The sequence below is a fragment of the Clavibacter michiganensis genome (assembly GCF_002151125.1).
Classification (GTDB): Bacteria; Actinomycetota; Actinomycetes; order Actinomycetales; family Microbacteriaceae; genus Clavibacter; species Clavibacter michiganensis_C.
In genome coordinates this window covers 377,979-398,163 of record NZ_MDJZ01000017.1, presented here as the reverse complement: position 1 = coordinate 398,163, position 20,185 = coordinate 377,979, and the positions used below count along the sequence as shown (strand labels likewise).

Genomic DNA, 20,185 nt, shown 5'->3' with positions numbered 1-20,185 from the left:
ACATGTGGACAAGTGCGGGGCGTCCGCCGCAGTGCCTCGCCAGCGGCGCAGGTTACGAGCGGAAGCCCGCGAGCGCTGCGATCGGTCCGTCGAGGACCTGTCCGGTGACCGGATGCCACGCCCCGCCGTCGGGCCCTAATGACACGCGTGTAACTATCCCCACTGTGGACTGGCCTGTGGATAACCACTTCCGATCGCGGATCGCGGGGATCCTCCGGGCCAGGGCACGGCGAGGCCGTCGCCCCGAGGGGACGAACCGGGCACCCGGAGGTGGTCAGAGGGCGACGGGGAAGACGGCCGCTGCAACGAGGATCGCCGCCGCGAGACCCACGAGGGACCCGATCTGCGCGCCGCGCTGACGGGCGTCGCGCGTGCGGAGGAGCACGAGCGCCACGAGCGCGCCCGTGACGAGTCCGCCGACGTGCGCCTGCCACGAGACGCCCTGCACCACGAACCCGAGGAGAAGGTTGAGGATGATGACGCCGAGGAGGGGGCCGACGTTGCCGCCGAGCTTGCGCGCGAGCACGAAGTAACCGCCCATGAACCCGAAGATCGCGCCGGACGCGCCGACGACGGCCTGCAGGGGCTCACCCATGGCGGCGCCGATGACCTCGACGGCGAGGGATCCGCCGAGCGCGGAGATCACGAAGAGGGCGAGGTAGCGGGCGCGGCCGAGCATGGGCTCGAGGACGCGGCCGAAGACGAAGACCGACAGCATGTTCAGCAGGATGTGGAAGATGCTGTCGGGCGAGTGCGTGAAGGCGCTCGTGAGCATGCGCCAGGGCTCGTACGCCCCGGAGGCGACGCTGCCGTAGACGGGCGCGAACCACAGCGACGTGGTCACGTACGCACCGACGACGGGCAGCACCTGGAGGATCCAGACCACGCCGCACAGCGCCATGATCCCGTACGTCACGACGGGCGCGGAGCTCCGCGACATCCGCGTGACGAACGAGGCCCGGGAACGGGGAGCGGTGCGGCGCTGCTCCTTCATGTCCTCCGGGCAGATCACCCCGACGGCGGCCGGCGTCTGGCACTCGGGGCAGATGGTCCGCCCGCATCGCTGGCACAGCACGAAGCTCTGCCGGTCGGGGTGCCGGTAGCAGCGGTCGGCCGCCGTACGGGGTGAGTCGGTCATCAGACCTTCTCGACGGTGACGCTCTCGATCACGACGTCCTCACGGGGACGGTCGCGGCCGTCGGTCGGGACGGCGTTGAGCGTGTCGACGACCTTCTTGGATGCGTCGTCGGCGACCTCGCCGAAGATCGTGTGCTTGCCCTGCAGCCACGTGGTGGGAGCGGTCGTAATGAAGAACTGCGAGCCGTTCGTGCCGCGGCCGCCCTGGGTGCCGGCGTTGGCCATGGCCAGGATGTAGGGCTTCGAGAAGTCGAGGTCGCGGCTGATCTCGTCGTCGAACTGGTAGCCGGGGCCACCGGTGCCCTGGCCGAGCGGGTCGCCGCCCTGGAGCATGAAGTCCTTGATGATGCGGTGGAAGACGACGCCGTCGTAGAGCGGGTCGGTCGACTTCTTCCCGGTCTGGGGGTGCGTCCACTCCTTCGCGCCCGTGGCGAGGCCGACGAAGTTCTCGACGGTCTGGGGTGCGTGGGACCCGAAGAGGTTGAGGACGATGGTGCCGTGGTTGGTCGTCATGGTGGCGACGTGAGTGTGCGCAGACATGGAGCAATGGTCTCACGGCGGAGCTGGGACTCGGCGGACGCACAGGGTCCATCGTGTTTGCCCGCAGAGGCACCCGTGCCAGACTGGGATTCCTGGCGAAATCACACCGATGGAGGTCCCCTTGGGTCTGTCACGCAAGAACAAGAAGGAGTTGGCGAAGCTCCGCACCCACGCGGCCGCCGTCCTCAAGGAGCAGCGCGAGGTCCTCGACCGGGCCAACGTCGTCGTGGCCGAGGCCGCGCACACCGCCCGCAAGCTCTCCGACCAGCACGTCGTCCCCGCCGTCAAGCGCGGCGTCGACGACCACATCCGTCCCGGCTACGAGGCAGGCGCCGACCGCGTGCGCACCGCAGCCGACTCGGCGTACAAGGGCTTCACGCACACGGTCCTCCCTGCCGTCGCCGGTGCCGCCGGATCCGCGGTCGCCGCCACCGAGGGCATCCGCAACAGCAAGCAGGTGAAGGACGCCGTCAAGAAGGCCGGCAAGGTCTCCTCCAAGGCGCAGGAGTTCGGCAAGCACTACGTCGACAACGGCCGCTCGTACGTCGGCCGCTACGTGCCCCAGGTCGCGCCGGCGAAGAAGGGACTCGGCTTCGGCGGAGTCGCCCTCATCGCGCTCGGCGTCGTCGTGGTCGGCGGGGTCGGCTACGCGCTGTACCAGACGTTCCGCGCGGACGACGACCTGTGGATCGCCGACGACGAGCCCGAGGCCGTCGACACGACCGCCAAGGACCAGCCCGCGAGCTGATCGCCGCGCCGCATCCGACGAAGGCCCGGACACCGAGAGGTGTCCGGGCCTTCGTCATGCTGCCGCGTCCCCGCGAGCGCGGCTCGTCGGTCGTACCCACGGAGCGGACGGAAGCGGCTCGAGCACCAGTTCGGCGAGCACGTGGGGCCCGAGACCGGGCGAGATGTGGAGTCACGGGGAATCGAACCCCGGACCTCCTGCTTGCAAAGCAGGCGCTCTACCAATTGAGCTATGACCCCGATCGGCGAGCCTCGGATCGCCGTGCGACCTACCGACTCGATGCCCGCCATGCCCTCGGATCACGCGGATCCGGGGGTGTTGGTGGGGATACCAGGATTTGAACCTGGGACCTCTTCATTATCAGTGAAGCGCTCTAACCAACTGAGCTATATCCCCATCGGGCAGGTACACGTTACCGTACGCCTGCCCGTTTCTCCCAATCGGCTACGCGTTGGTGAAGCCGACGAGGACGCCGCCCGTGATCCGCACGCTCAGGTTGTAGAGCAGCGCGGCCACGGCACCGAGCACGGTGCCGACGACGATGTTGAGGACGGCCACGACGATGGCGAAGCCGAGCACCTGACCCAGGCCGAAGACGTCCTGCAGCGAGAAGTCGGCCGATCCGGAGACCTCCTGGAAGAGCTGGTCGACCGTCCCGAAGACGTTCGTGGTCTGGAGGACGACGTAGATGAGGAACGTGGCGACGACGGTGATGATGCCGAGCACCACGGAGAAGAGGAACGCGAGCTTCAGCGCCGACCAGAAGTCGACGTACACGAGCTTGAGACGCACCTGCTTGGTGGTGGTGGCTCGCGACGACTTCTTCGCGAGCTTCTCGGCGACACTACTCATCGGGTGTTCCCTTTCCAGCAGCGGTACCGTCGGACGCGTCGGGCGCAGCTTCGGGGACCACCAGGTTGCGTTCGGAGTTCTTGGCCAGTGAGATGATCCTGTCGTCGTCCGCGAACCGGGCGAACACGACACCCATGGTGTCTCTGCCCTTCGCCGGGACCTCGGCCACGACAGACCGTACCACCTTGCCGCTCGCGAGCACGACGAGGATCTCGTCCTCCTCGGCCACGATCAGGGCCCCAGCCAGGTCCCCTCGGGCGTCCTGCAGCTTGGCCACCTTGATGCCCATGCCGCCCCGGTTCTGCACGCGGTACTGATCCGCGGCGGTGCGCTTGGCGAAGCCGCCCTCGGTCACGACGAAGACGTAGCCCTGCTCGCCGACGACCGAGGCGCTGAGCAGCGTGTCGTCCCCGCGGAACGTCATGCCCTTCACGCCGGAGGTCGACCGGCCCATGGGACGGAGCGCGGAGTTGTCGGCGGAGAACCGCAGCGACATGCCCTTGCGCGAGACCAGCAGCAGGTCGTCGTCCTCGTCCACGAGCAGCGCCGACACGAGGGCGTCGCCGTCGCGGAGGTTGATCGCGATGATGCCGCCCGTGCGGTTCGTGTCGTACTCCGTCAGAGCGGTCTTCTTCATCAGGCCGTCGCGGGTGGCGAGCACGAGGTACTGCGCCACCTGGTAGTCGCGGATGTCGAGGACCTGCTGGATCTCCTCGTCCGGCTGCATCGCCAGCAGGTTCGCGACGTGCTGGCCCTTGGCGTCGCGGCCGGCCTCCTGCAGCTCGTACGCCTTCGCCCGGTAGACGCGCCCCTTGTCGGTGAGGAAGAGGAGCCAGTGGTGCGTGGTGGTGACGAAGAAGTGCTCGACCACGTCGTCCGCACGCAGCTGGGCGCCGCGGACTCCCTTTCCCCCGCGGTGCTGGCTGCGGTAGTTGTCGATGCGCGTGCGCTTGATGTACCCGCCCCGCGTGACCGTGACCACCATCTCCTCCTCGGGGATGAGGTCCTCCATGCTCATGTCGCCGTCGAAGCCGAGCATGATCTCCGTGCGCCGGTCGTCTCCGTACTTGTCGGTGATCTCCTGCAGCTCCGTGCTGATGATCTCTCGCTGCACGGACGGCGTCGCGAGGATGTGCTTGTACTCGGCGATGCGCTCCTCGAGCTCCGCGGCCTGCTGCTGGATCTTCTGGCGCTCGAGGGCTGCGAGCCGGCGCAGCTGCATCTCGAGGATGGCGTTGGCCTGCAGCTCGTCGATGTCGAGCAGCTTCATCAGCCCGCTGCGCGCGACCTCGACCGTCTCCGAACGGCGGATGAGCGCGATGACCTCGTCGAGGGCGTCCAACGCCTTGAGGTAGCCGCGCAGGATGTGCGCGCGCGCCTCGGCCTCGTTGAGGCGGTACTGCGTGCGCCGGACGATGACCTCGATCTGGTGGTCGACCCATGCCGAGATGAACCCGTCGAGCGCGAGCGTGCGCGGGATCCCGTCGACGATGGCGAGCATGTTCGCGCCGAAGTTCTCCTGCAGCTGCGTGTGCTTGTAGAGGTTGTTCAGCACGACCTTCGCGACCGCGTCGCGCTTCAGCACGATCACCAGGCGCTGGCCGGTGCGGCCGGAGGTCTCGTCGCGGATGTCGGCGACGCCGCCGAGCTTGCCGTCCTTCACGAGCTCGGCGATCTTGATCGCCAGGTTGTCGGGGTTGACCTGGTACGGCAGCTCGGTGACGACGAGGCACACCCGGCCCTGGATCTCCTCGACCGCGACGACCGCGCGCATCGTGATGGATCCGCGGCCCGTGCGGTACGCGTCGATGATGCCCTTGGTGCCGAGCACCTGGGCGCCCGTCGGGAAGTCGGGGCCCTTGATCCGCTCGAGGAGCGCCTCGAGCAGCTCCTCCCGGTCCGCGTCGGGGTGCGCGAGGAGCCACTGGGCGCCCGCCGCGACCTCGCGGAGGTTGTGCGGCGGGATGTTGGTGGCCATGCCGACCGCGATGCCGACGGATCCGTTGACCAGCAGGTTCGGGAAGCGCGACGGCAGGATCTGCGGCTCGAGCGTCCGGCCGTCGTAGTTGTCCTGGAAGTCGACCGTGTCCTCGGTGATGTCCCGGACCATCTCCATGGCGAGCGGCGCCATCTTGGTCTCGGTGTAGCGGGGTGCCGCCGCGCCGTCGTTGCCGGCGGAGCCGAAGTTGCCCTGTCCGAGCGCGAGCGGGTACCGCAGGCTCCACGGCTGCACGAGGCGCACGAGCGCGTCGTAGATGGAGGAGTCACCGTGCGGGTGGAACTGGCCCATGACCTCGCCGACCACGCGGGCCGACTTGAAGAAGGAGCGGTCGGGTCGGTAGCCGCCGTCGTACATGGCGTAGATGACGCGCCGGTGCACGGGCTTGAGCCCGTCCCGCACCTCGGGGAGCGCCCGCTGCACGATGACGCTCATCGCGTAGTCGAGGAACGAGCGCTGCATCTCGAGCTGGAGGTCGACCTGGGCGATCCGGTCGTGGCTGACGACGACGGTGGCGTCCGGGTCGACGATGGCGGGGAGCGAGTCGGAGGCGGCTGCGGCGGAGGACGCCGTCGTCACCCCCTCCTGGGGCAGGGCGTCGTCGCTCGACGGAGCCTGGCCATCGCCCGGGTTCGCTCCGGTGCCCTGCTCGTCATCGGGAGTGGTGTCGTCGGCCATGGAGGTCCTGTTCAGAGGTCGATGGTTCGTGGAGTCGGTTCCGGCGGGCGGCCCGCGTGCGCTGGGGCCGCCGCGCCGTCGATCAGATGTCGAGGAACCGGACGTCCTTGGCGTTGCGCTGGATGAAGTTCCGGCGGGACTCGACGTCCTCCCCCATCAGGGTGGAGAAGGTCTCGTCTGCGCCGGCGGCGTCGTCGAGGGTGACCTGCATGAGCGTCCGCGTCGCGGGGTCCATGGTGGTCTCCCACAGCTCCTTGTAGTCCATCTCGCCGAGGCCCTTGTAGCGCTGGATGCCGTTGTCCTTGGGGAGCTTCTTGCCGTTCTGCTGTCCGTGCACGAGCAGGGCGTCGCGCTCGGCGTCCGTGTACACGTACTGGTCCTCGGCGTTCGACCACTTGAGCCGGTACAGCGGCGGCTGCGCGAGGTACACGTAGCCGAGCTCGATGAGCGGGCGCATGTATCGGAACAGCAGCGTGAGCAGCAGCGTCGTGATGTGCTGGCCGTCGACGTCGGCGTCGGCCATCAGCACGATCTTGTGGTACCTGACCTTCTCGGCGTTGAAGTCCTCGCCGATGCCCGCACCGAAGGCGGTGATCATCGACTGCACCTCGTTGTTCTGCAGCGCGCGGTCGAGGCGGGCCTTCTCCACGTTGAGGATCTTGCCGCGCAGCGGAAGGATCGCCTGCGTCGTGGGGTTGCGCCCCTGCACCGCGGATCCACCGGCCGAGTCGCCCTCGACGAGGAACACCTCGCTGAGCGCCGGGTCCTTGCTCTGGCAGTCCTTGAGCTTGCCCGGCATGCCGCCCGACTCGAGCAGGCCCTTGCGCCGGGTCTGCTCGCGCGCCTTGCGGGCGGCCAGCCGTGCCTGGGACGCCTGCATCCCCTTGCGGATGATGTCCTTCGCCTGCGCCGGGTTCTTCTCGAGCCAGTCGCCGAGCTGCTGGCCGACGATGCGCTGCACGTAGGCCTTCGCCTCGGTGTTGCCCAGCTTCGTCTTCGTCTGTCCCTCGAACTGCGGCTCGCCGAGCTTGACGGAGACGACCGCGGTGAGGCCCTCGCGCACGTCGTCGCCCGTGAGGTTCTCGTCCTTCTCGCGGAGCAGCTTGTTCTCGCGCGCGTAGCGGTTGACGAGCGTGGTGAGCGCCGCGCGGAACCCCTCCTCGTGCGTGCCGCCCTCGTGCGTGTTGATGGTGTTCGCGTAGGTGTGCACGCTCTCCGTGTAGGAGGTGGTCCACTGCATCGCGACCTCGAGGCTGATCTTCCTGACCGTGTCCTCGGACTCGAAGGCGATGACGTCGGCGTTGACGACCTCGGTCTTCTTGGCCTTCACGAGGTGCTCGACGTAGTCGACGAGACCGCGCTCGTAGAGGAACTTCTCCGTGCGGTGCTCGGCGGGATCCCCGGCGCGCTCGTCGTGGAGCGTCAGGGCGAGGCCCTTGTTGAGGAACGCCATCTGCTGGAACCGAGCGCGGAGGGTGTCGTAGTCGAACTCGACGGTCTCGAAGATCTCGCGGCTCGGCCAGAAGGTGATCGTGGTGCCGGTCTCGACGGATCCCTCGCCCTTCTGGAGAGGTGCGTCCGGGACGCCGATGGTGAAGCTCTGGCGCCACACGGCGCCCTGGCGACGGACCTCGACGTCGAGGCGCTCGGACAGCGCGTTCACCACGGAGCTGCCGACGCCGTGCAGGCCTCCGGACACCGCGTATCCGCCGCCGCCGAACTTGCCGCCGGCGTGCAGCTTGGTGAGGACGAGCTCGACGGTGGAGATGCCCTCGACGGGGTGGATGTCCACGGGGATGCCGCGGCCGTCGTCGACGACGCGGATGCCGCCGTCCTTGCGCATCGTGATCTGGATGTCGCTGGCGAACCCGGCGAGGGCCTCGTCGACGGAGTTGTCGACGATCTCGCTCACGAGGTGGTGCAGACCACGCGGGCCGGTGGACCCGATGTACATGCCGGGTCGCTTGCGCACGGCCTCGAGGCCCTCGAGCACCTGGATCTCGTTGGCGCCGTAGTCGTTGCTCACCTGCTGGCGGGTGATGTGGTCGGAGTCGTTGTGCGTCTCCTCGATCTCCACCTCGTCGGGGGTGGAGTCGTCGGGGAGGTCCTGTGAGGCATCCGATGTCATGAAGTGGTGGCTCCTGCCGCGTCGACGCGCCCCTGTCCGACGGCGGTCGCGCATCGATCACGAGGTGATCCGGCGGCCGTCGTCCTCGGACTGCGGGCGACCATTCATTCTATCGCAGTAGTACGCTCCGCACCTCTCTATCCGGCCCGCTGCGGCGCGTTCGTGGCGGGGGTGACCTGATTCGCCTCCCTACCCGTAGGTATCGCGCGGACCCCGCCCTGGGATCGACCTGGGACCCTTTTTCCAGGACGGGGCGTTCGGCCCCTGGAAGCGGATCGACCGGATGCCCGCGTCGGGGAAGCGCTCGGCGATGCGCGTCGTGATCTCCACGCGCATCAGCCGGAGCTGCGTCGCCCACGCCGTCGACTCGCACTCCACCGTGAGGAGGCCGTCCTCGATGCCGACCGGGGAGGAGTGGACGGCGGTCTCCTCGCCGGCGATGGTCGTCCACGCCGCCATGAGCTCGGCCTGCGACAGGGAGGAGGTCCAGCCCATGCGCGAGGTGAGGGAGTCCATGACGTTCCCGAGGGAGTCGGGATCCCGTCCCGGCTGGAACGGCGAGCTGCCGGCCTTCTGCTCGCGGCGCTTGCGAGCGGACGGCGATCGCACGGATGCGTCGCCGAACACCCGGCGGAATCGACGGTAGACGGCGACCGCCTCGGACTCCGGCATCGGGCCGCCGTCGGGAGCGCGGGGGATCACGCCGCTCCCCCGTCCTCGTCGTCGGGCGCCGGAGCGGTGGCCGGAGCATCGACGATCTCGCCCGCCCGGATGTGCACGGCGTTCGCCGCCAGGTGCTCGGGCACGTCCTCGAACACGGCGGCCGTGATCAGCACCTGCTCGAAGCCCGTGACGGCCTCCGCGAGCCGCCCGCGCCGGGCCTGGTCGAGCTCGGCGAACACGTCGTCGAGGATCAGCACGGGGTCCCCCGTCTGCGATTCGCGCCGGAGCAGCTCGGCCGACGCCAGCTTCAGCGCGAGCGCGAACGACCACGACTCCCCATGGCTGGCGTAGCCCTTCGCCGGTAACCCGTTGAGCCGGAACAGCACGTCGTCGCGGTGCGGGCCGACCAGGGTCAGCCCCCGTTCGAGCTCGCGGGGACGCATCCGCGCGAGGGCGGCCGTGAAGACGGGCACCACGTCCTCGGTCCGGGTGAACCTCCCCCCGTCACGGGCGCCGGTCTCGTCCACGACGTCGTCCTCCCCCGGGTCGTCCGCGAGGATGCTCAGCTCGGGACGCGCGGACGGGCCGTGGTCGGATCCCGCCACCGCGAGGTAGGCACGCGCGAGCTCCGGCTGGAGGGCCTCGACCAATGCGCCGCGCGCCGCGATGATCTGCGAGCCGATGGAGACGAGACGCTCGTCCCAGATGTCCAGCGTGCCGAGCTGATCCGCCTTCATCCCCCGCGCACGGGCCGACTTGAGCAGGGTGTTCCGCTGCTTGAGCGCCCGGTCGTAGTCCGACAGGACGCCGGCGAGCCGGGGAGCGCGCAGCACGAGCAGCTGGTCGAGCAGACGACGGCGGCCCGACGGATCCCCGCGCACGAGCGCGAGGTCCTCCGGGGCGAACAGCACGCTCGAGAAGTACCGCGGCAGCTCGCGCGGCTTGGTGGGCGTGCTGTTGACCTGCGCGCGGTTGGCCGCCGATCGGTTGATCTGCACCTCGACCCGCAGCTCCCGGCCCGCGTGCTGCAGCAGCGCGCGGATCACGGCCGACTCCGCACCCTGCCGGATGAGGGCCTGGTCGGTGGAGACGCGGTGCGACCCGAGCGTGCTCAGGAAGCCCAGCGCCTCCACCAGGTTCGTCTTGCCCTGCCCGTTGCTGCCCACGAAGAGGGTCGCACCGGGAACGAGCTCGACGTCCGCGCGGGTGTAGTTGCGGAAGTCACCCAGGGAGAGGTGACGGACGATCATCCGGTGGTCAGGACTTCTTCTGCACCGAGTGGCCGCCGAACTGGTTGCGCAGCGCCGCGACGGCCTTCATGGCCGGGGAGTCCTCCTGGCGGGAGGAGAAGCGAGCGAAGATCGACGCGCTGATGGCGGGCATGGGCACGGCGTTGTCGAGCGCCTCCTCGATGGTCCAGCGGCCCTCGCCGGAGTCCTGCACGAAGCCCTCGATGTCCTCGAAGCCCGGGTCCTCCTTGAGCGCCTTGACCAGGAGCTCGAGCAGCCAGGAGCGCACGACCGTGCCGCGCTGCCACGCCTCGAACGTGCCCGTGACGTCCTTGATGATGTCCTTGCGCGCCGCGAGGAGCTCGTAGCCCTCCGCGAACGACTGCATCATCGCGTACTCGATGCCGTTGTGGACCATCTTCGCGTAGTGACCCGCGCCGGAGTCGCCGACGTGGACGAAGCCCTCCTCGCGCGGACCCTCGGGGCGCAGGGCGTCGAACACGGGCATGGCCCGCTGGACCTGCTCCTCGGGGCCACCGACCATGAGGCCGTAGCCGTTCTCGAGGCCCCAGACGCCGCCCGAGACGCCGGCGTCGACGAAGTCGATGCCCTTCTCCTTGAGCAGTCCGGCGTGCGCGAAGTCGTCCGTGAACTTGGAGTTGCCGCCGTCGATCACGAGGTCGCCCGGCTCGAGGATGCGGGCGAGGTCGCCCACGACGTTCTGCGTGACCTTGCCGGCCGGGACCATCACCCAGACGAGGCGCGGGGTGGGGAGCGCGGCGGCGAGGTCCGCGAGGGTGGCCACGTCGGAGACGTCGGGGTTCGTGTCGTATCCGGTCACCTCGATGCCGTTCGCCTCGAGGCGCGCGCGCATGCGGGCGCCCATCTTGCCGAGTCCGACGAGTCCGATGTGCATGTTCTCTCCTTGATCGCGGTCTAGCGCAGCAGCAGGTTCGGCTGCAGCAGGTACCGGTAGTTGTCAGCGCCGGCCTGGTCCTTGGAGGACTGGCTCGTGATGAGCACGGGGCCGGGCTTGTTGGGGTTGTCCGTCTTCGTGAACGAGAGGCGGACGAACTCGGAGTGGACGGCGCCGAGGCCGTCCAGCAGGAACTGGGGCTTCAACGACACCACGGTGTCGACGCCGGTGAGGAGGGCGTCGATGCTCTCCGATGCCTGCGCGTGCTCGGAGCCGATGGCCTCGAGGGTGAGCCCGTCGATCGTGAAAGTGAAGCGCAGCGCGGCCTCGCGCTCGAGCACGAGCTGCACGCGCCGGGTCGCCTCGATCAGGTCGGCGGTGTTGATGACCGCGTAGTTGTCGACCGTCTCGGGGAAGAGGCGCTTGACCGGCGGGAAGTTGCCGCGGATCAGCAGGGACGTGACGGTCTTCTTGTCGGCGCTGAACGCGATGAGCTGGCGATCGTCGGTGTCCGTGATCGCGACGGAGATGGTCCCGCTGTGGCCGAAGGTCTTGCCGATCTCCTGCAGCGTGCGGGCGGGCACCAGCGCGGTGCGGCTCGTGCCGTCGCCCGTGGAGTCGCCGCCGTCCCAGTCGATCTCCCGCACGGCCACGCGGTAGCGGTCGGTGGCGATGAGCCCGAGGCTCGTCTCCCCCACCTCCAGCTGGACGCCCGTGATGACGGGGGTGACGTCGTCCCGCGAGGCAGCCACCGCGACCTGGGACACCGCGGCGGCGAACTGCTCGGCAGGCAGCAGCCCGGACTGCTCGGAGATCTGGGGCAGCGTCGGGTACTCCTCGACGGGCATGCTCAGCAGCGTGAAGTGGGCGGATCCGCACGAGACCGTGATCTTGGAGTCCTCGGTCGTGAACCGCACCGGAGCGTTCGGCAGGCGGTTGGCGATGTCGGCGAGGAGGCGACCGGAGACGAGCACGCGCCCGGCCTCCTCGATGTCCGCCTGGATCTGCGTCCGTGCCGAGACCTCGTAGTCGAACGACGACAGCGTCAGTCCGTCCTCGGTCGCCTCGATGAGCACTCCGCTGAGGATCGGGAGGGTCGTGCGCTGCGGCAGGAGCTTCACGGCGAAGGACACCGCCTCGCTGAAGACGTCCCTGTTGACTTGGAACTTCACGTTGTGGACCCCTCGATGAGCGGAAGATTTGTCGCTCAATGCTAGCCGTGCCGCGAGGGACGCCGGCCCCCTCGGATCCCTCCACACCCTGAGGTTCTTGGGCGACATCCAATGAAGGGTTTAAGGATCAATAGTCTTAACCGCTGTGGAATCTGTGGACAACTCCCGGAGTCCCGGTCGTCGAGAGGGAACTACACGTCTGGAAGTTGTGGGACGGGTGTGGAGCGGCCTGGGGACTCGGCGGAACGACGACGACGCGACGGGGCCGGTTCCACAGGCGAGGTCCTCGGACCCACATCCGCTCCGGCGGTTCTCCACAGTTATCCACACTCTGTGCACACTGTGGGGAACGGCGCATGCGGCCGGATCGGAGGCCGTGCCCCCCTTCGTGGACGGCTGCGGACCGTCACCAGCGACCGCACCGCGGTCGAACGTCCGAGCGGGGAGGGCACCACGGCTCCCACGCACGCAGAAGGGGTCGGACCCCGTGGTCCGACCCCTTCTGCGTTCCCCGTCTCGTGCACGCGCGCTGGAGCGCGTGCCGGGAGCGTCACATCTTGCCGTAGCGGTGGTTCTGCTTGATGCGGCTCGTGAGCTCGGTCACCTGGTTGTAGATGGACCGCCGCTCCTTCATGAGCTCGGTGATCTTCTTGTTGGCGTACATGACGGTGGTGTGATCGCGGTTGCCGAACAGCTGGCCGATCTTGGGCAGGGACAGGTTCGTGAGCTCCCGACACAGGTACATCGCGATCTGCCGCGCGGTGGCGACCGCCTGCGAGCGGGACGAGCCGTACAGGTCGTCGACCGTCAGCTTGAAGTAGGCAGCGGTGTGGTTGATGATGTCGACCGGCGCGATGACGTTGTCCTCGTCGAGCGTGATCAGGTCCTTGAGCACCGTCTGCACGAGCGCGAGGTCCACGGGCGTCTTGTTCAGGCTCGCGAAGGCCGTGACCCGGATCAGCGTGCCCTCGAGCTCGCGGATGTTCGACGTGACCTTGGTGGCCATGTACTCGAGGATGTCGTCCGGCACCTGCAGCTTCTCGCTCTGGGCCTTCTTGCGGAGGATCGCGATGCGCGTCTCGAGGTCGGGCGCCTGGACGTCGGTGATGAGGCCCCACTCGAAGCGCGAGCGCATGCGGTCCTCGAAGCCCGTGAGGTGCTTCGGCGGGAGGTCGCTCGTGATGACCACCTGCTTGTTGTGGTCGTGCAGCGTGTTGAAGGTGTGGAAGAAGGCCTCCTGGGTGGAGTCCTTGCCCTGGAGGAACTGGATGTCGTCGATCAGCAGGATGTCGTTGTCGCGGTAGCGCGACTGGAACAGCGACGACCGGTTGTTCGCGATCGAGTTGATGAAGTCGTTGGTGAACTCCTCGGAGCTCACGTACCGCACCCGGATGCCCGGGTAGAGGCTGATGGCGTAGTGGCCGATCGCGTGCAGCAGGTGGGTCTTCCCCAGCCCCGAGTCGCCGTAGATGAACAGGGGGTTGTACGCCTTGGCCGGAGCCTCGGCCACGGCGACCGCGGCGGCGTGCGCGAAGCGGTTGGATCCGCCGATGACGAAGGTGTCGAAGCCGTACTTCGGGTTGAGGCGCGAGTCGCCACGTGAGGGCGATGCGGGGAGACCCGGGTTGTCCGTGGGCGCCGTGATCGTCGGGGTCTCGATGTACGGCTGCTCGGCGGCCGGCTCGGGATGCTGGGCGAAGGCGTCCTGCGCGATCTCCGGGTTGACCACGATGGCGAAGTTGCTGACGCCGGCCGCCTCGTCGAGCGAGCCGATCGCGTTGAGGAGGGGTACGCGGATGCGCTGCTCGAGCATCCCGCGGGTGAGGTCGTTGGGGACCTCGAGGTAGAGGGTGCCGGTCATGACGCCCTTCGGCTCCACCAGGCTGATGAACCCGTGCAGCTGCGGGGTGATCCGGTCGTCCGCCGTGAGGGCGGAGAGCACCTTCTGCCAGATCGCGTGCGTCGGGTCGGAGCGGTCGGACATGTTTCCCCATCTGCCGTCACCAGGCTCGGTCCCTCGGCTGGTGCCGGGGCCGCCACTCGGTGCGCGGACTGCTGTCGACGCTGGAAGGGCGTCGCGGTCATGCGTGCGGCGTCCGTCCCCGGAGGCTCCGAGGGTGCGGACCATCCGGGTACCGCGACCGCGGACAGCATAGTTACTCACAGGGTTATCCACCCTGTGTGCGAACGGGCCGTCAGCACCGCGCGGGCGATCCCCGACGCGTCGCGGCCACGCCACACGGTAGCCACTGTCGGAGATCAGGACAAATCGACCCTATCGATGGCGGCATGTCGATACGGGCGGATGGCCGGTCCGTGTGGATAATCACGATCCCGCCCGCGGGTTTGACCGCAGGCCGCCCGGCCCGTAGATTTAGGCAGTTGACCCAGCCCCTCGAGGCTGCCCCATCTTCCCAGCCGCACTCGTCGGCCCCGTGGACCAACCTGAGTGGAGACTCACCGTGAGCAAGCGCACCTTCCAGCCGAACAACCGCAAGAAGGCCAAGAAGCACGGCTTCCGCCTCCGCATGCGCACGCGTGCCGGCCGTGCCATCCTCGCCGCCCGCCGTGGCAAGGGACGCACCGAGCTCTCCGCGTAGCACGTGCTCGCTCGGCGGAACCGCGTGACGAGCGGTGCGGACTACCGCACCGTGGTCAGGCGGGGACGCCGGTCGACGACCGGCACGGCGGTCGTGTCCGTGCTGGTCGGTTCCGCGGATGATCCGACCCGCTTCGGGTTCATCGTCTCGAAGAAGGTCGGCAACGCCGTGACCCGCAACCTGGTCCGGCGCCGGTTGAAGGCGGTGTCCGCGGGCCTGCTCCCGACGCTGCCGTCCGGCCTGTCCGTCGTGATCCGCGTACTGCCAGGCATGGAGACGACTCCGTGGGTTACCCTGCAGGAGGAGATCGCGTCAGCCGTGACGCGGGTCGTGAGGACGATATGAAGAGGGCAGTGACCTCCGTCGTCCTGGCGCCGCGGAACGCCGCCATCGCCGTCATCAGCCTCTATCGGCGGGTGGTCTCCCCGCTCTACGGGGACGTGTGCAGGTACTACCCCTCCTGTTCCGCGTACGGCCTGGAGGCCGTGCAGGAGCACGGGCTCCTCCGTGGCGGATTCCTCGCGGCCTGGCGCGTATGCCGGTGCCATCCCTGGGCGGAAGGCGGCATCGACGACGTCCCCGCTCGTCGGGTCCAGCAGTACCGGCGCACGAGGCTCGGATTCGTCGTCGCACCCAGCCACGGAAAGGGCTAACGACAACCTCATGGACTTCCTCGGAACGATCCTGTGGCCGATCAAGTGGGTCATCGAACTCATCCTGGTCGGCTTCCACACGCTCTGGACCACCCTCGGACTCGACCCCGACAACGGCGCGACGTGGGTGCTCTCCATCGTGGGCCTGGTGCTCGTGGTGCGTGCGGCGCTCATCCCGATCTTCGTCCGCCAGATCAAGAACCAGCGCCGCATGATGGAGGTCGCGCCGCAGCTGAAGAAGATCCAGGACAAGTACAAGGGCAAGCGCGATCAGTTCTCGCGCGAGGCCATGTCCCGCGAGACCATGGCGCTGTACAAGGACACCGGCACGAATCCGTTGAGCAGCTGCCTCCCCCTGCTGCTGCAGATGCCGATCTTCTTCTCCCTGTACTCCGTCCTGCACCGCGCGGCGGTGGAGGAGCTGCCCGGCATCGGCCTGCTCAACGACCAGCTCTCGCGCTCGTTCGGGGAGTCCTCCTTCCTCGGGGCTCCCCTGCAGTCGGCCATCTCGACTGCGAACGGCAACATCACCGTCATCGTGATCGCCACCGTCATGGTCATCCTCATGAGCGCATCGCAGTTCATCACGCAGCTGCAGATCATGGCCAAGAACATGTCCGAGGAGACCAAGGCCAGCCCGATGTTCAAGCAGCAGCGCATCCTGCTGTACATCCTCCCCCTGGTTTTCGCCGTCTCCGGGATCGCGTTCCCGCTCGGCGTGATGTTCTACTGGCTCGTCTCGAACTTCTGGACCATGGGCCAGCAGTTCCTCGTCATCCGCAACATGCCGACTCCCGGCAGCGAGGCCGCACGCGCGCGTGAAGCGCGCCTGGCCCGCAAGGGCAAGCTCGTCGCACCTGAGGAGTCTGCCGAGTCGTCCACCATCGTCGTCGAGGAGCGGAAGCCGGCGCAGCGCCAGCAGCCCGTCGGGAAGAACCGCGCGAAGAAGCAGGCGGGGTCCAAGAGCCGATGAGCGAGGCGAGGGAGGTCTCGGACCAGGGCATCGCGCCCGCCTCAGTCGTCGAAGACGAGGGGTTGGCTACTGCCGTGGGCGTCGATGTGGAGGCCGTCGATGGGGTGGCCAAGGCTGGCGTCAGCGGAGTCGACGAGGGCGACATCGCCGCGGACTACATCGAGGAGCTCCTCGACATCTGCGACCTCGATGGCGACATCGACATCGATCAGCGCGGCGGCCGGGCGTACGTGTCCGTCGACGCGGCGGACTCCGAGGACCTGCGACTGCTCTCCAACCCGGAGACCGTCACGGCGCTGCAGGAGTTGACCCGACTCGCGGTGCAGAACAAGACCGGTGTCTTCAGTCGTCTGATCCTCGACGTGGGCGGGTCGCGGGATGCACGTCAGGTCGAGCTCGCGCAGCTCGTGGATCGGGCCATCGAGCGGATCTCGGCGGGCTCGGCAAGCGCATCGCTTCCGCCTATGTCCTCGTACGAGCGGAAGCTCGTGCACGACATCGTGGCCGAGCGCGGGTACACGTCCGAATCCGAGGGTGAGGGTCGCGACCGACACACGGTGATCACGAAGGCGTGATCCGCGTGCGATGACATGCGATGAGGCCCGGTCCTGTTGGACCGGGCCTCTCTCGTTCGTCGAATGCTCGAAGCGGTCTCGTCGGTCTTGGTAGTACGGACGTATCATTTCAACCGACCGTTCCTGGGGAGATGAGTCGCCGCCTCTCTGAGCAGCTACTCATCCGCGTAGGCAGCCGTCGAGCCTGATCCGAAGGGTACTTGTGCGCACCATCGAGTCGGCGACCGGGTACCTAGGCGATCGCGTGTCGTGCAGGGTGTCGTATTGGACGAGTGGCAGATGGCTCCCATGACGATGTGGGTTGAGCGGCCGATGCGGCGGTCATCTGATGTTTCACGTGAAACGCCGGGGCGGCCTGCCATACCGACCCTCTACCTTTCACATCACACGGGCACTCGAGTTCGGGCCGCGACGCGATGTCGTTCAAGCACGGTTTCACGTGGAACATGCTCGCGGACGCTGATGTCAGCAGCCGGGATCGGCGAGGAGCGTTCGGTCGTGTGATCGAGAACGGCGCGATTCGCGGCTAAGCTTGCGGACGCGCCTGCGCAGCTGATCTCACGACGCACTGGCTTGTTCTCATCGCATTGCACGACCGATCACAGGATGGATTCCGATGCCTCAGCACGCCATGATCGAGCGCGAGCCGGCGGTGGCTGAGACCCTCTTCGGAGACCGGATCCACGTGGCTCGCGAGTTCGCCTCGCAGCTCGGCGAGCGGGGGGAGGAGTTGGGACTCATCGGCCCCCTCGAACCTCCGCGCCTGTGGTCGCGCCACATCCTCAACTCCGTACTGGTCGCCCCTCTCCTTCGTCCCGGAATCGTCGGTGACATCGGCACGGGGGCGGGGTTGCCGGGTCTGGTCCTCGCCGTCGCTCGGCCGGAGGTCGACTTCGTGCTCATCGAACCCATGGAGCGACGGGTGGCATGGCTGGTGGAGCAGGTGGCGCATCTCGGGCTCGAGAATGTGACCGTCCGACGAGCGCGTGCCGAGGAGGTGGGGCAGGAGTTCACCCTGGACCAGGTGACGGCGCGGGCCGTGAGCGCGTTCGCGAAGCTGATCCCGCTGACGGTTCCGCTCGTACGCACCGGAGGCGAGTTGGTGCTCATGAAGGGCGCCAATGCAGAGCGTGAGGTCGAGGCTGCCGGCAAGGCGATCCGCAAGTTCCACCTCGAGGACGTGGAGGTGCTCACGCTGGGATCAGGGCAAGTCGATGAGGTCACCCGTGTCATTCGAGCGCGTCTCGCATGAGGGTCGAGACAACGGCGCAGGGAGAGGAAAGCCCGATCAGCCAGGTATTCTTTGTACATACCACGGGGCTGGCCCCCATGTTCCACGTGAAACATGACGCCGGACAGCACACCGACATGACCGGCGAACTCGGATCAGGAGCTGCTCATGGATGATGACCTGAGCCCCATCGCGCGTGAACTCTCTGAGACCAGCCGACGGAGGAAGGCGCTGGCGGGACTCGTCCTACCGAGGCCAGCCATCACGCGCGTCTTCACCATCGCCAACCAGAAGGGGGGCGTCGGCAAGACGACCTCCACGGTGAACCTGGCTGCCGCACTGGCGAAGTCCGGGTCCCGCACGCTGGTCATCGACCTGGATCCCCAAGGGAACGCGTCTACGGCGTTGGGTGCTGATCGCTCCAGTGACTTGACGAGCGTCTACGACGTGCTGGTGAATGGCTCTCCGATCGAGAACGCCGTGCAGGGCAGTCCGGAGTTCGAGACTCTCTTCTGCGTGCCAGCCACCATCCACCTCGCAGGTGCGGAGATCGAGCTCGTCAATCTCGAGCATCGAGAGCGCCGACTGCGACTGGCGCTGGACGCATTCCTGGCGTCCGAGCGTGGACGCGACTTCGACTACGTCCTCATCGACTGCCCGCCCTCGCTAGGGCTCCTGACCATCAACGCCTTCAGCGCCGCCAAGGAGGTCCTGATCCCGATCCAGTGCGAGTACTACGCCCTCGAGGGGCTCAGCCAGCTGCTCTCCAACATCGAGCTGATCTCGAAGCACCTGAACCCGGATCTCGCCATGTCGACCATCCTCCTGACCATGTACGACGGACGAACGAACCTCGCGCAGCAGGTGGCCGCCGAGGTCCGCGAGCACTTCCCCCAGCAGACGCTCACGACCCTCATTCCTCGCTCCGTCCGCATCAGCGAGGCGCCCAGCTACGGGCAGAGCGTCATCAGCTACGACCCCAACTCACCCGGCGCGCTGTCCTATCTGGAAGCTGCGGCCGAGATCGCATACCGAGGAGCCCCGAAGTAATGGCAACCAAGAGAACCGGCCTGGGTCGCGGCATCGGCGCCCTCATCCCCACGTCCGACGAGCGCAGCAGGCCCGTCGACGTCTTCTTCCCGGACAGCATCGGCGCGGGTGCGCCCAGCGGAGTGCAGAGCGGCTCCGACACGGCGCGGGCGACGAATGTCGAACCCGAGCTCGTCGCCGTCCCGGGCGCGAGGCTCGCGAACCTGGACCCCGCGGACATCACGCCGAACGCCCAGCAGCCGCGGACGGACTTCCGTCAGGACGAGCTCCAGGAGCTCATGGTGTCGATCCGGGAGTACGGGGTCCTCCAGCCCATCGTCGTACGCCCTCTGGGCGCTGACGTCGACGGTCGCGCCCGATACGAGCTCGTGATGGGGGAGCGGCGCCTGCGGGCCACCAAGGAGCTCGGGCTGGACAGCATCCCCGCCGTCATCAAGGACACGGCCGACGAGTCCATGCTCCGCGACGCGCTGCTCGAGAACCTGCACCGCTCGGAGCTGAACCCCCTCGAGGAGGCGAGCGCCTATCAGCAGCTGCTGGCTGACTTCGCCATCACGCAGGACGAGCTCGCCCAACGGCTGGGACGCTCACGGCCTCAGATCACCAACACGATCCGACTGCTGCGACTGCCCGAGGACGTGCAGCACCGTGTGGCCGCTGGCGTCCTCTCGGCCGGGCACGCGCGTGCGATCCTGTCGTCGGGAGACGAGGACGCGATGCGTCATCTCGCCGAGAAGATCGTCAACGAGGATCTCTCCGTGCGCGCGGCCGAGGCCGCCGCACAGCGTGGCCAGAGGTCCGCGAAGCCGCGCAAGAGCGCGAGCAGCGCACGGAACGCCCACCTGGACGAGACCGCGCAACGCATCGGGGATCACCTGAACACGAGCGTGCGGGTCACGATGTCGGCGCAGAAGGGGCAGATCGTGATCGACTTCGCGACCGTGGGGGACCTCACCCGCATCGCCCAGGAGATGGGCGTGCCGGACGCCGACGCGAGCTGAAGGCGCGTTGAGGGCGCACGGAGCGGTCTGCTCGCGCGGT

Annotated in this window: 19 protein-coding genes and 2 tRNA genes; 9 read left to right on the top strand and 12 right to left on the bottom strand. The window is 67.9% G+C overall.

What is annotated here, in order from left to right; translation table 11 throughout:
- Positions 1–274: 274 nt before the first annotated feature.
- Together BFL37_RS13910 and BFL37_RS13905 are read right to left on the bottom strand one after the other, a co-directional pair.
- Positions 275–1,138: a rhomboid family intramembrane serine protease gene (locus BFL37_RS13910; protein WP_086515663.1), complete on the bottom strand. Its 864-nt coding sequence runs from the start codon at positions 1,136–1,138 to the stop codon at positions 275–277.
- Positions 1,138–1,677: a peptidylprolyl isomerase gene (locus BFL37_RS13905; protein WP_086515662.1), complete on the bottom strand. Its 540-nt coding sequence runs from the start codon at positions 1,675–1,677 to the stop codon at positions 1,138–1,140. Before BFL37_RS13905 ends, BFL37_RS13910 begins: the two co-directional genes overlap by 1 nt.
- Before the next feature lie 121 nt (positions 1,678–1,798).
- Here BFL37_RS13905 and BFL37_RS13900 point away from each other — a divergent pair, with 121 nt between their 5' ends.
- A complete protein-coding gene (locus tag BFL37_RS13900; protein WP_241534088.1) occupies positions 1,799–2,425 on the top strand; it encodes a hypothetical protein in 627 nt (208 codons plus the stop codon).
- Positions 2,426–2,591: 166 nt separating this feature from the next.
- Here BFL37_RS13900 and BFL37_RS13895 read toward each other — a convergent pair.
- The 10 genes from BFL37_RS13895 to dnaA all read right to left on the bottom strand — a co-directional run bounded on the left by BFL37_RS13895 (position 2,592) and on the right by dnaA (position 14,046).
- Positions 2,592–2,664: transfer RNA gene (locus BFL37_RS13895), tRNA-Ala, on the bottom strand.
- Between the two features lie 80 nt (positions 2,665–2,744).
- Positions 2,745–2,821, bottom strand: a tRNA-Ile gene (locus BFL37_RS13890).
- Positions 2,822–2,869: 48 nt separating this feature from the next.
- Positions 2,870–3,277, bottom strand: a complete 408-nt coding sequence (locus BFL37_RS13885; RefSeq protein WP_011931227.1) for a DUF3566 domain-containing protein — start codon at positions 3,275–3,277, stop codon at positions 2,870–2,872.
- A complete protein-coding gene (gyrA, locus tag BFL37_RS13880; protein WP_086515660.1) occupies positions 3,270–5,954 on the bottom strand; it encodes a DNA gyrase subunit A in 2,685 nt (894 codons plus the stop codon). Before gyrA ends, BFL37_RS13885 begins: the two co-directional genes overlap by 8 nt.
- An 82-nt stretch (positions 5,955–6,036) precedes the next feature.
- Positions 6,037–8,082, bottom strand: coding sequence for a DNA topoisomerase (ATP-hydrolyzing) subunit B (gene gyrB, locus BFL37_RS13875; RefSeq protein WP_143331613.1), 2,046 nt, complete (start codon positions 8,080–8,082; stop codon positions 6,037–6,039).
- A 189-nt stretch (positions 8,083–8,271) separates the two neighbouring features.
- A complete protein-coding gene (locus BFL37_RS13870; RefSeq protein ID WP_012297501.1) occupies positions 8,272–8,784 on the bottom strand; it encodes a DUF721 domain-containing protein in 513 nt (170 codons plus the stop codon).
- The gene (gene recF / locus BFL37_RS13865; protein WP_086515659.1) at positions 8,781–9,995 is read right to left on the bottom strand and encodes a DNA replication/repair protein RecF; all 1,215 of its coding nucleotides are present in this window, start codon (positions 9,993–9,995) and stop codon (positions 8,781–8,783) included. The genes BFL37_RS13870 and recF overlap by 4 nt, the downstream gene beginning before the upstream one ends.
- Positions 9,996–10,002: 7 nt before the next feature.
- On the bottom strand, positions 10,003–10,890 hold the full coding sequence (gene gnd, locus BFL37_RS13860; protein WP_086515658.1) for a phosphogluconate dehydrogenase (NAD(+)-dependent, decarboxylating): 888 nt from the start codon (positions 10,888–10,890) through the stop codon (positions 10,003–10,005).
- A gap of 20 nt (positions 10,891–10,910) precedes the next feature.
- Positions 10,911–12,062, bottom strand: coding sequence for a DNA polymerase III subunit beta (dnaN, locus tag BFL37_RS13855; protein WP_086515657.1), 1,152 nt, complete (start codon positions 12,060–12,062; stop codon positions 10,911–10,913).
- Between the two features lie 550 nt (positions 12,063–12,612).
- Positions 12,613–14,046: a chromosomal replication initiator protein DnaA gene (gene dnaA / locus BFL37_RS13850; protein ID WP_053773242.1), complete on the bottom strand. Its 1,434-nt coding sequence runs from the start codon at positions 14,044–14,046 to the stop codon at positions 12,613–12,615.
- Between the two features lie 478 nt (positions 14,047–14,524).
- Here dnaA and rpmH point away from each other — a divergent pair, with 478 nt between their 5' ends.
- The 8 genes from rpmH to BFL37_RS13810 all read left to right on the top strand — a co-directional run bounded on the left by rpmH (position 14,525) and on the right by BFL37_RS13810 (position 20,145).
- Positions 14,525–14,662 carry a 50S ribosomal protein L34 gene (gene rpmH, locus BFL37_RS13845; RefSeq protein WP_012039665.1) on the top strand — a complete coding sequence of 46 codons (138 nt, stop codon included), beginning with the start codon at positions 14,525–14,527 and terminating at the stop codon, positions 14,660–14,662.
- A 3-nt stretch (positions 14,663–14,665) separates the two neighbouring features.
- Complete coding sequence (gene rnpA / locus BFL37_RS13840) at positions 14,666–15,007, top strand: ribonuclease P protein component (RefSeq protein WP_086515656.1); 342 nt, start codon at positions 14,666–14,668, stop codon at positions 15,005–15,007.
- On the top strand, positions 15,004–15,315 hold the full coding sequence (gene yidD, locus BFL37_RS13835) for a membrane protein insertion efficiency factor YidD (RefSeq protein WP_086515655.1): 312 nt from the start codon (positions 15,004–15,006) through the stop codon (positions 15,313–15,315). Before rnpA ends, yidD begins: the two co-directional genes overlap by 4 nt.
- Positions 15,316–15,325: 10 nt before the next feature.
- A complete protein-coding gene (gene yidC / locus BFL37_RS13830) occupies positions 15,326–16,288 on the top strand; it encodes a membrane protein insertase YidC (protein ID WP_086515654.1) in 963 nt (320 codons plus the stop codon).
- Entirely contained in the window at positions 16,285–16,863 is a 579-nt protein-coding gene (locus BFL37_RS13825) for a protein jag (protein WP_143331612.1), read from the top strand. The genes yidC and BFL37_RS13825 overlap by 4 nt, the downstream gene beginning before the upstream one ends.
- A gap of 616 nt (positions 16,864–17,479) precedes the next feature.
- Positions 17,480–18,115, top strand: a complete 636-nt coding sequence (rsmG, locus tag BFL37_RS13820) for a 16S rRNA (guanine(527)-N(7))-methyltransferase RsmG (protein ID WP_086515653.1) — start codon at positions 17,480–17,482, stop codon at positions 18,113–18,115.
- Positions 18,116–18,262: 147 nt separating this feature from the next.
- Positions 18,263–19,144: a ParA family protein gene (locus BFL37_RS13815; protein WP_086515652.1), complete on the top strand. Its 882-nt coding sequence runs from the start codon at positions 18,263–18,265 to the stop codon at positions 19,142–19,144.
- Positions 19,144–20,145 carry a ParB/RepB/Spo0J family partition protein gene (locus tag BFL37_RS13810; protein ID WP_086515651.1) on the top strand — a complete coding sequence of 334 codons (1,002 nt, stop codon included), beginning with the start codon at positions 19,144–19,146 and terminating at the stop codon, positions 20,143–20,145. Before BFL37_RS13815 ends, BFL37_RS13810 begins: the two co-directional genes overlap by 1 nt.
- The last annotated feature ends 40 nt before the right edge of the window (positions 20,146–20,185 follow it).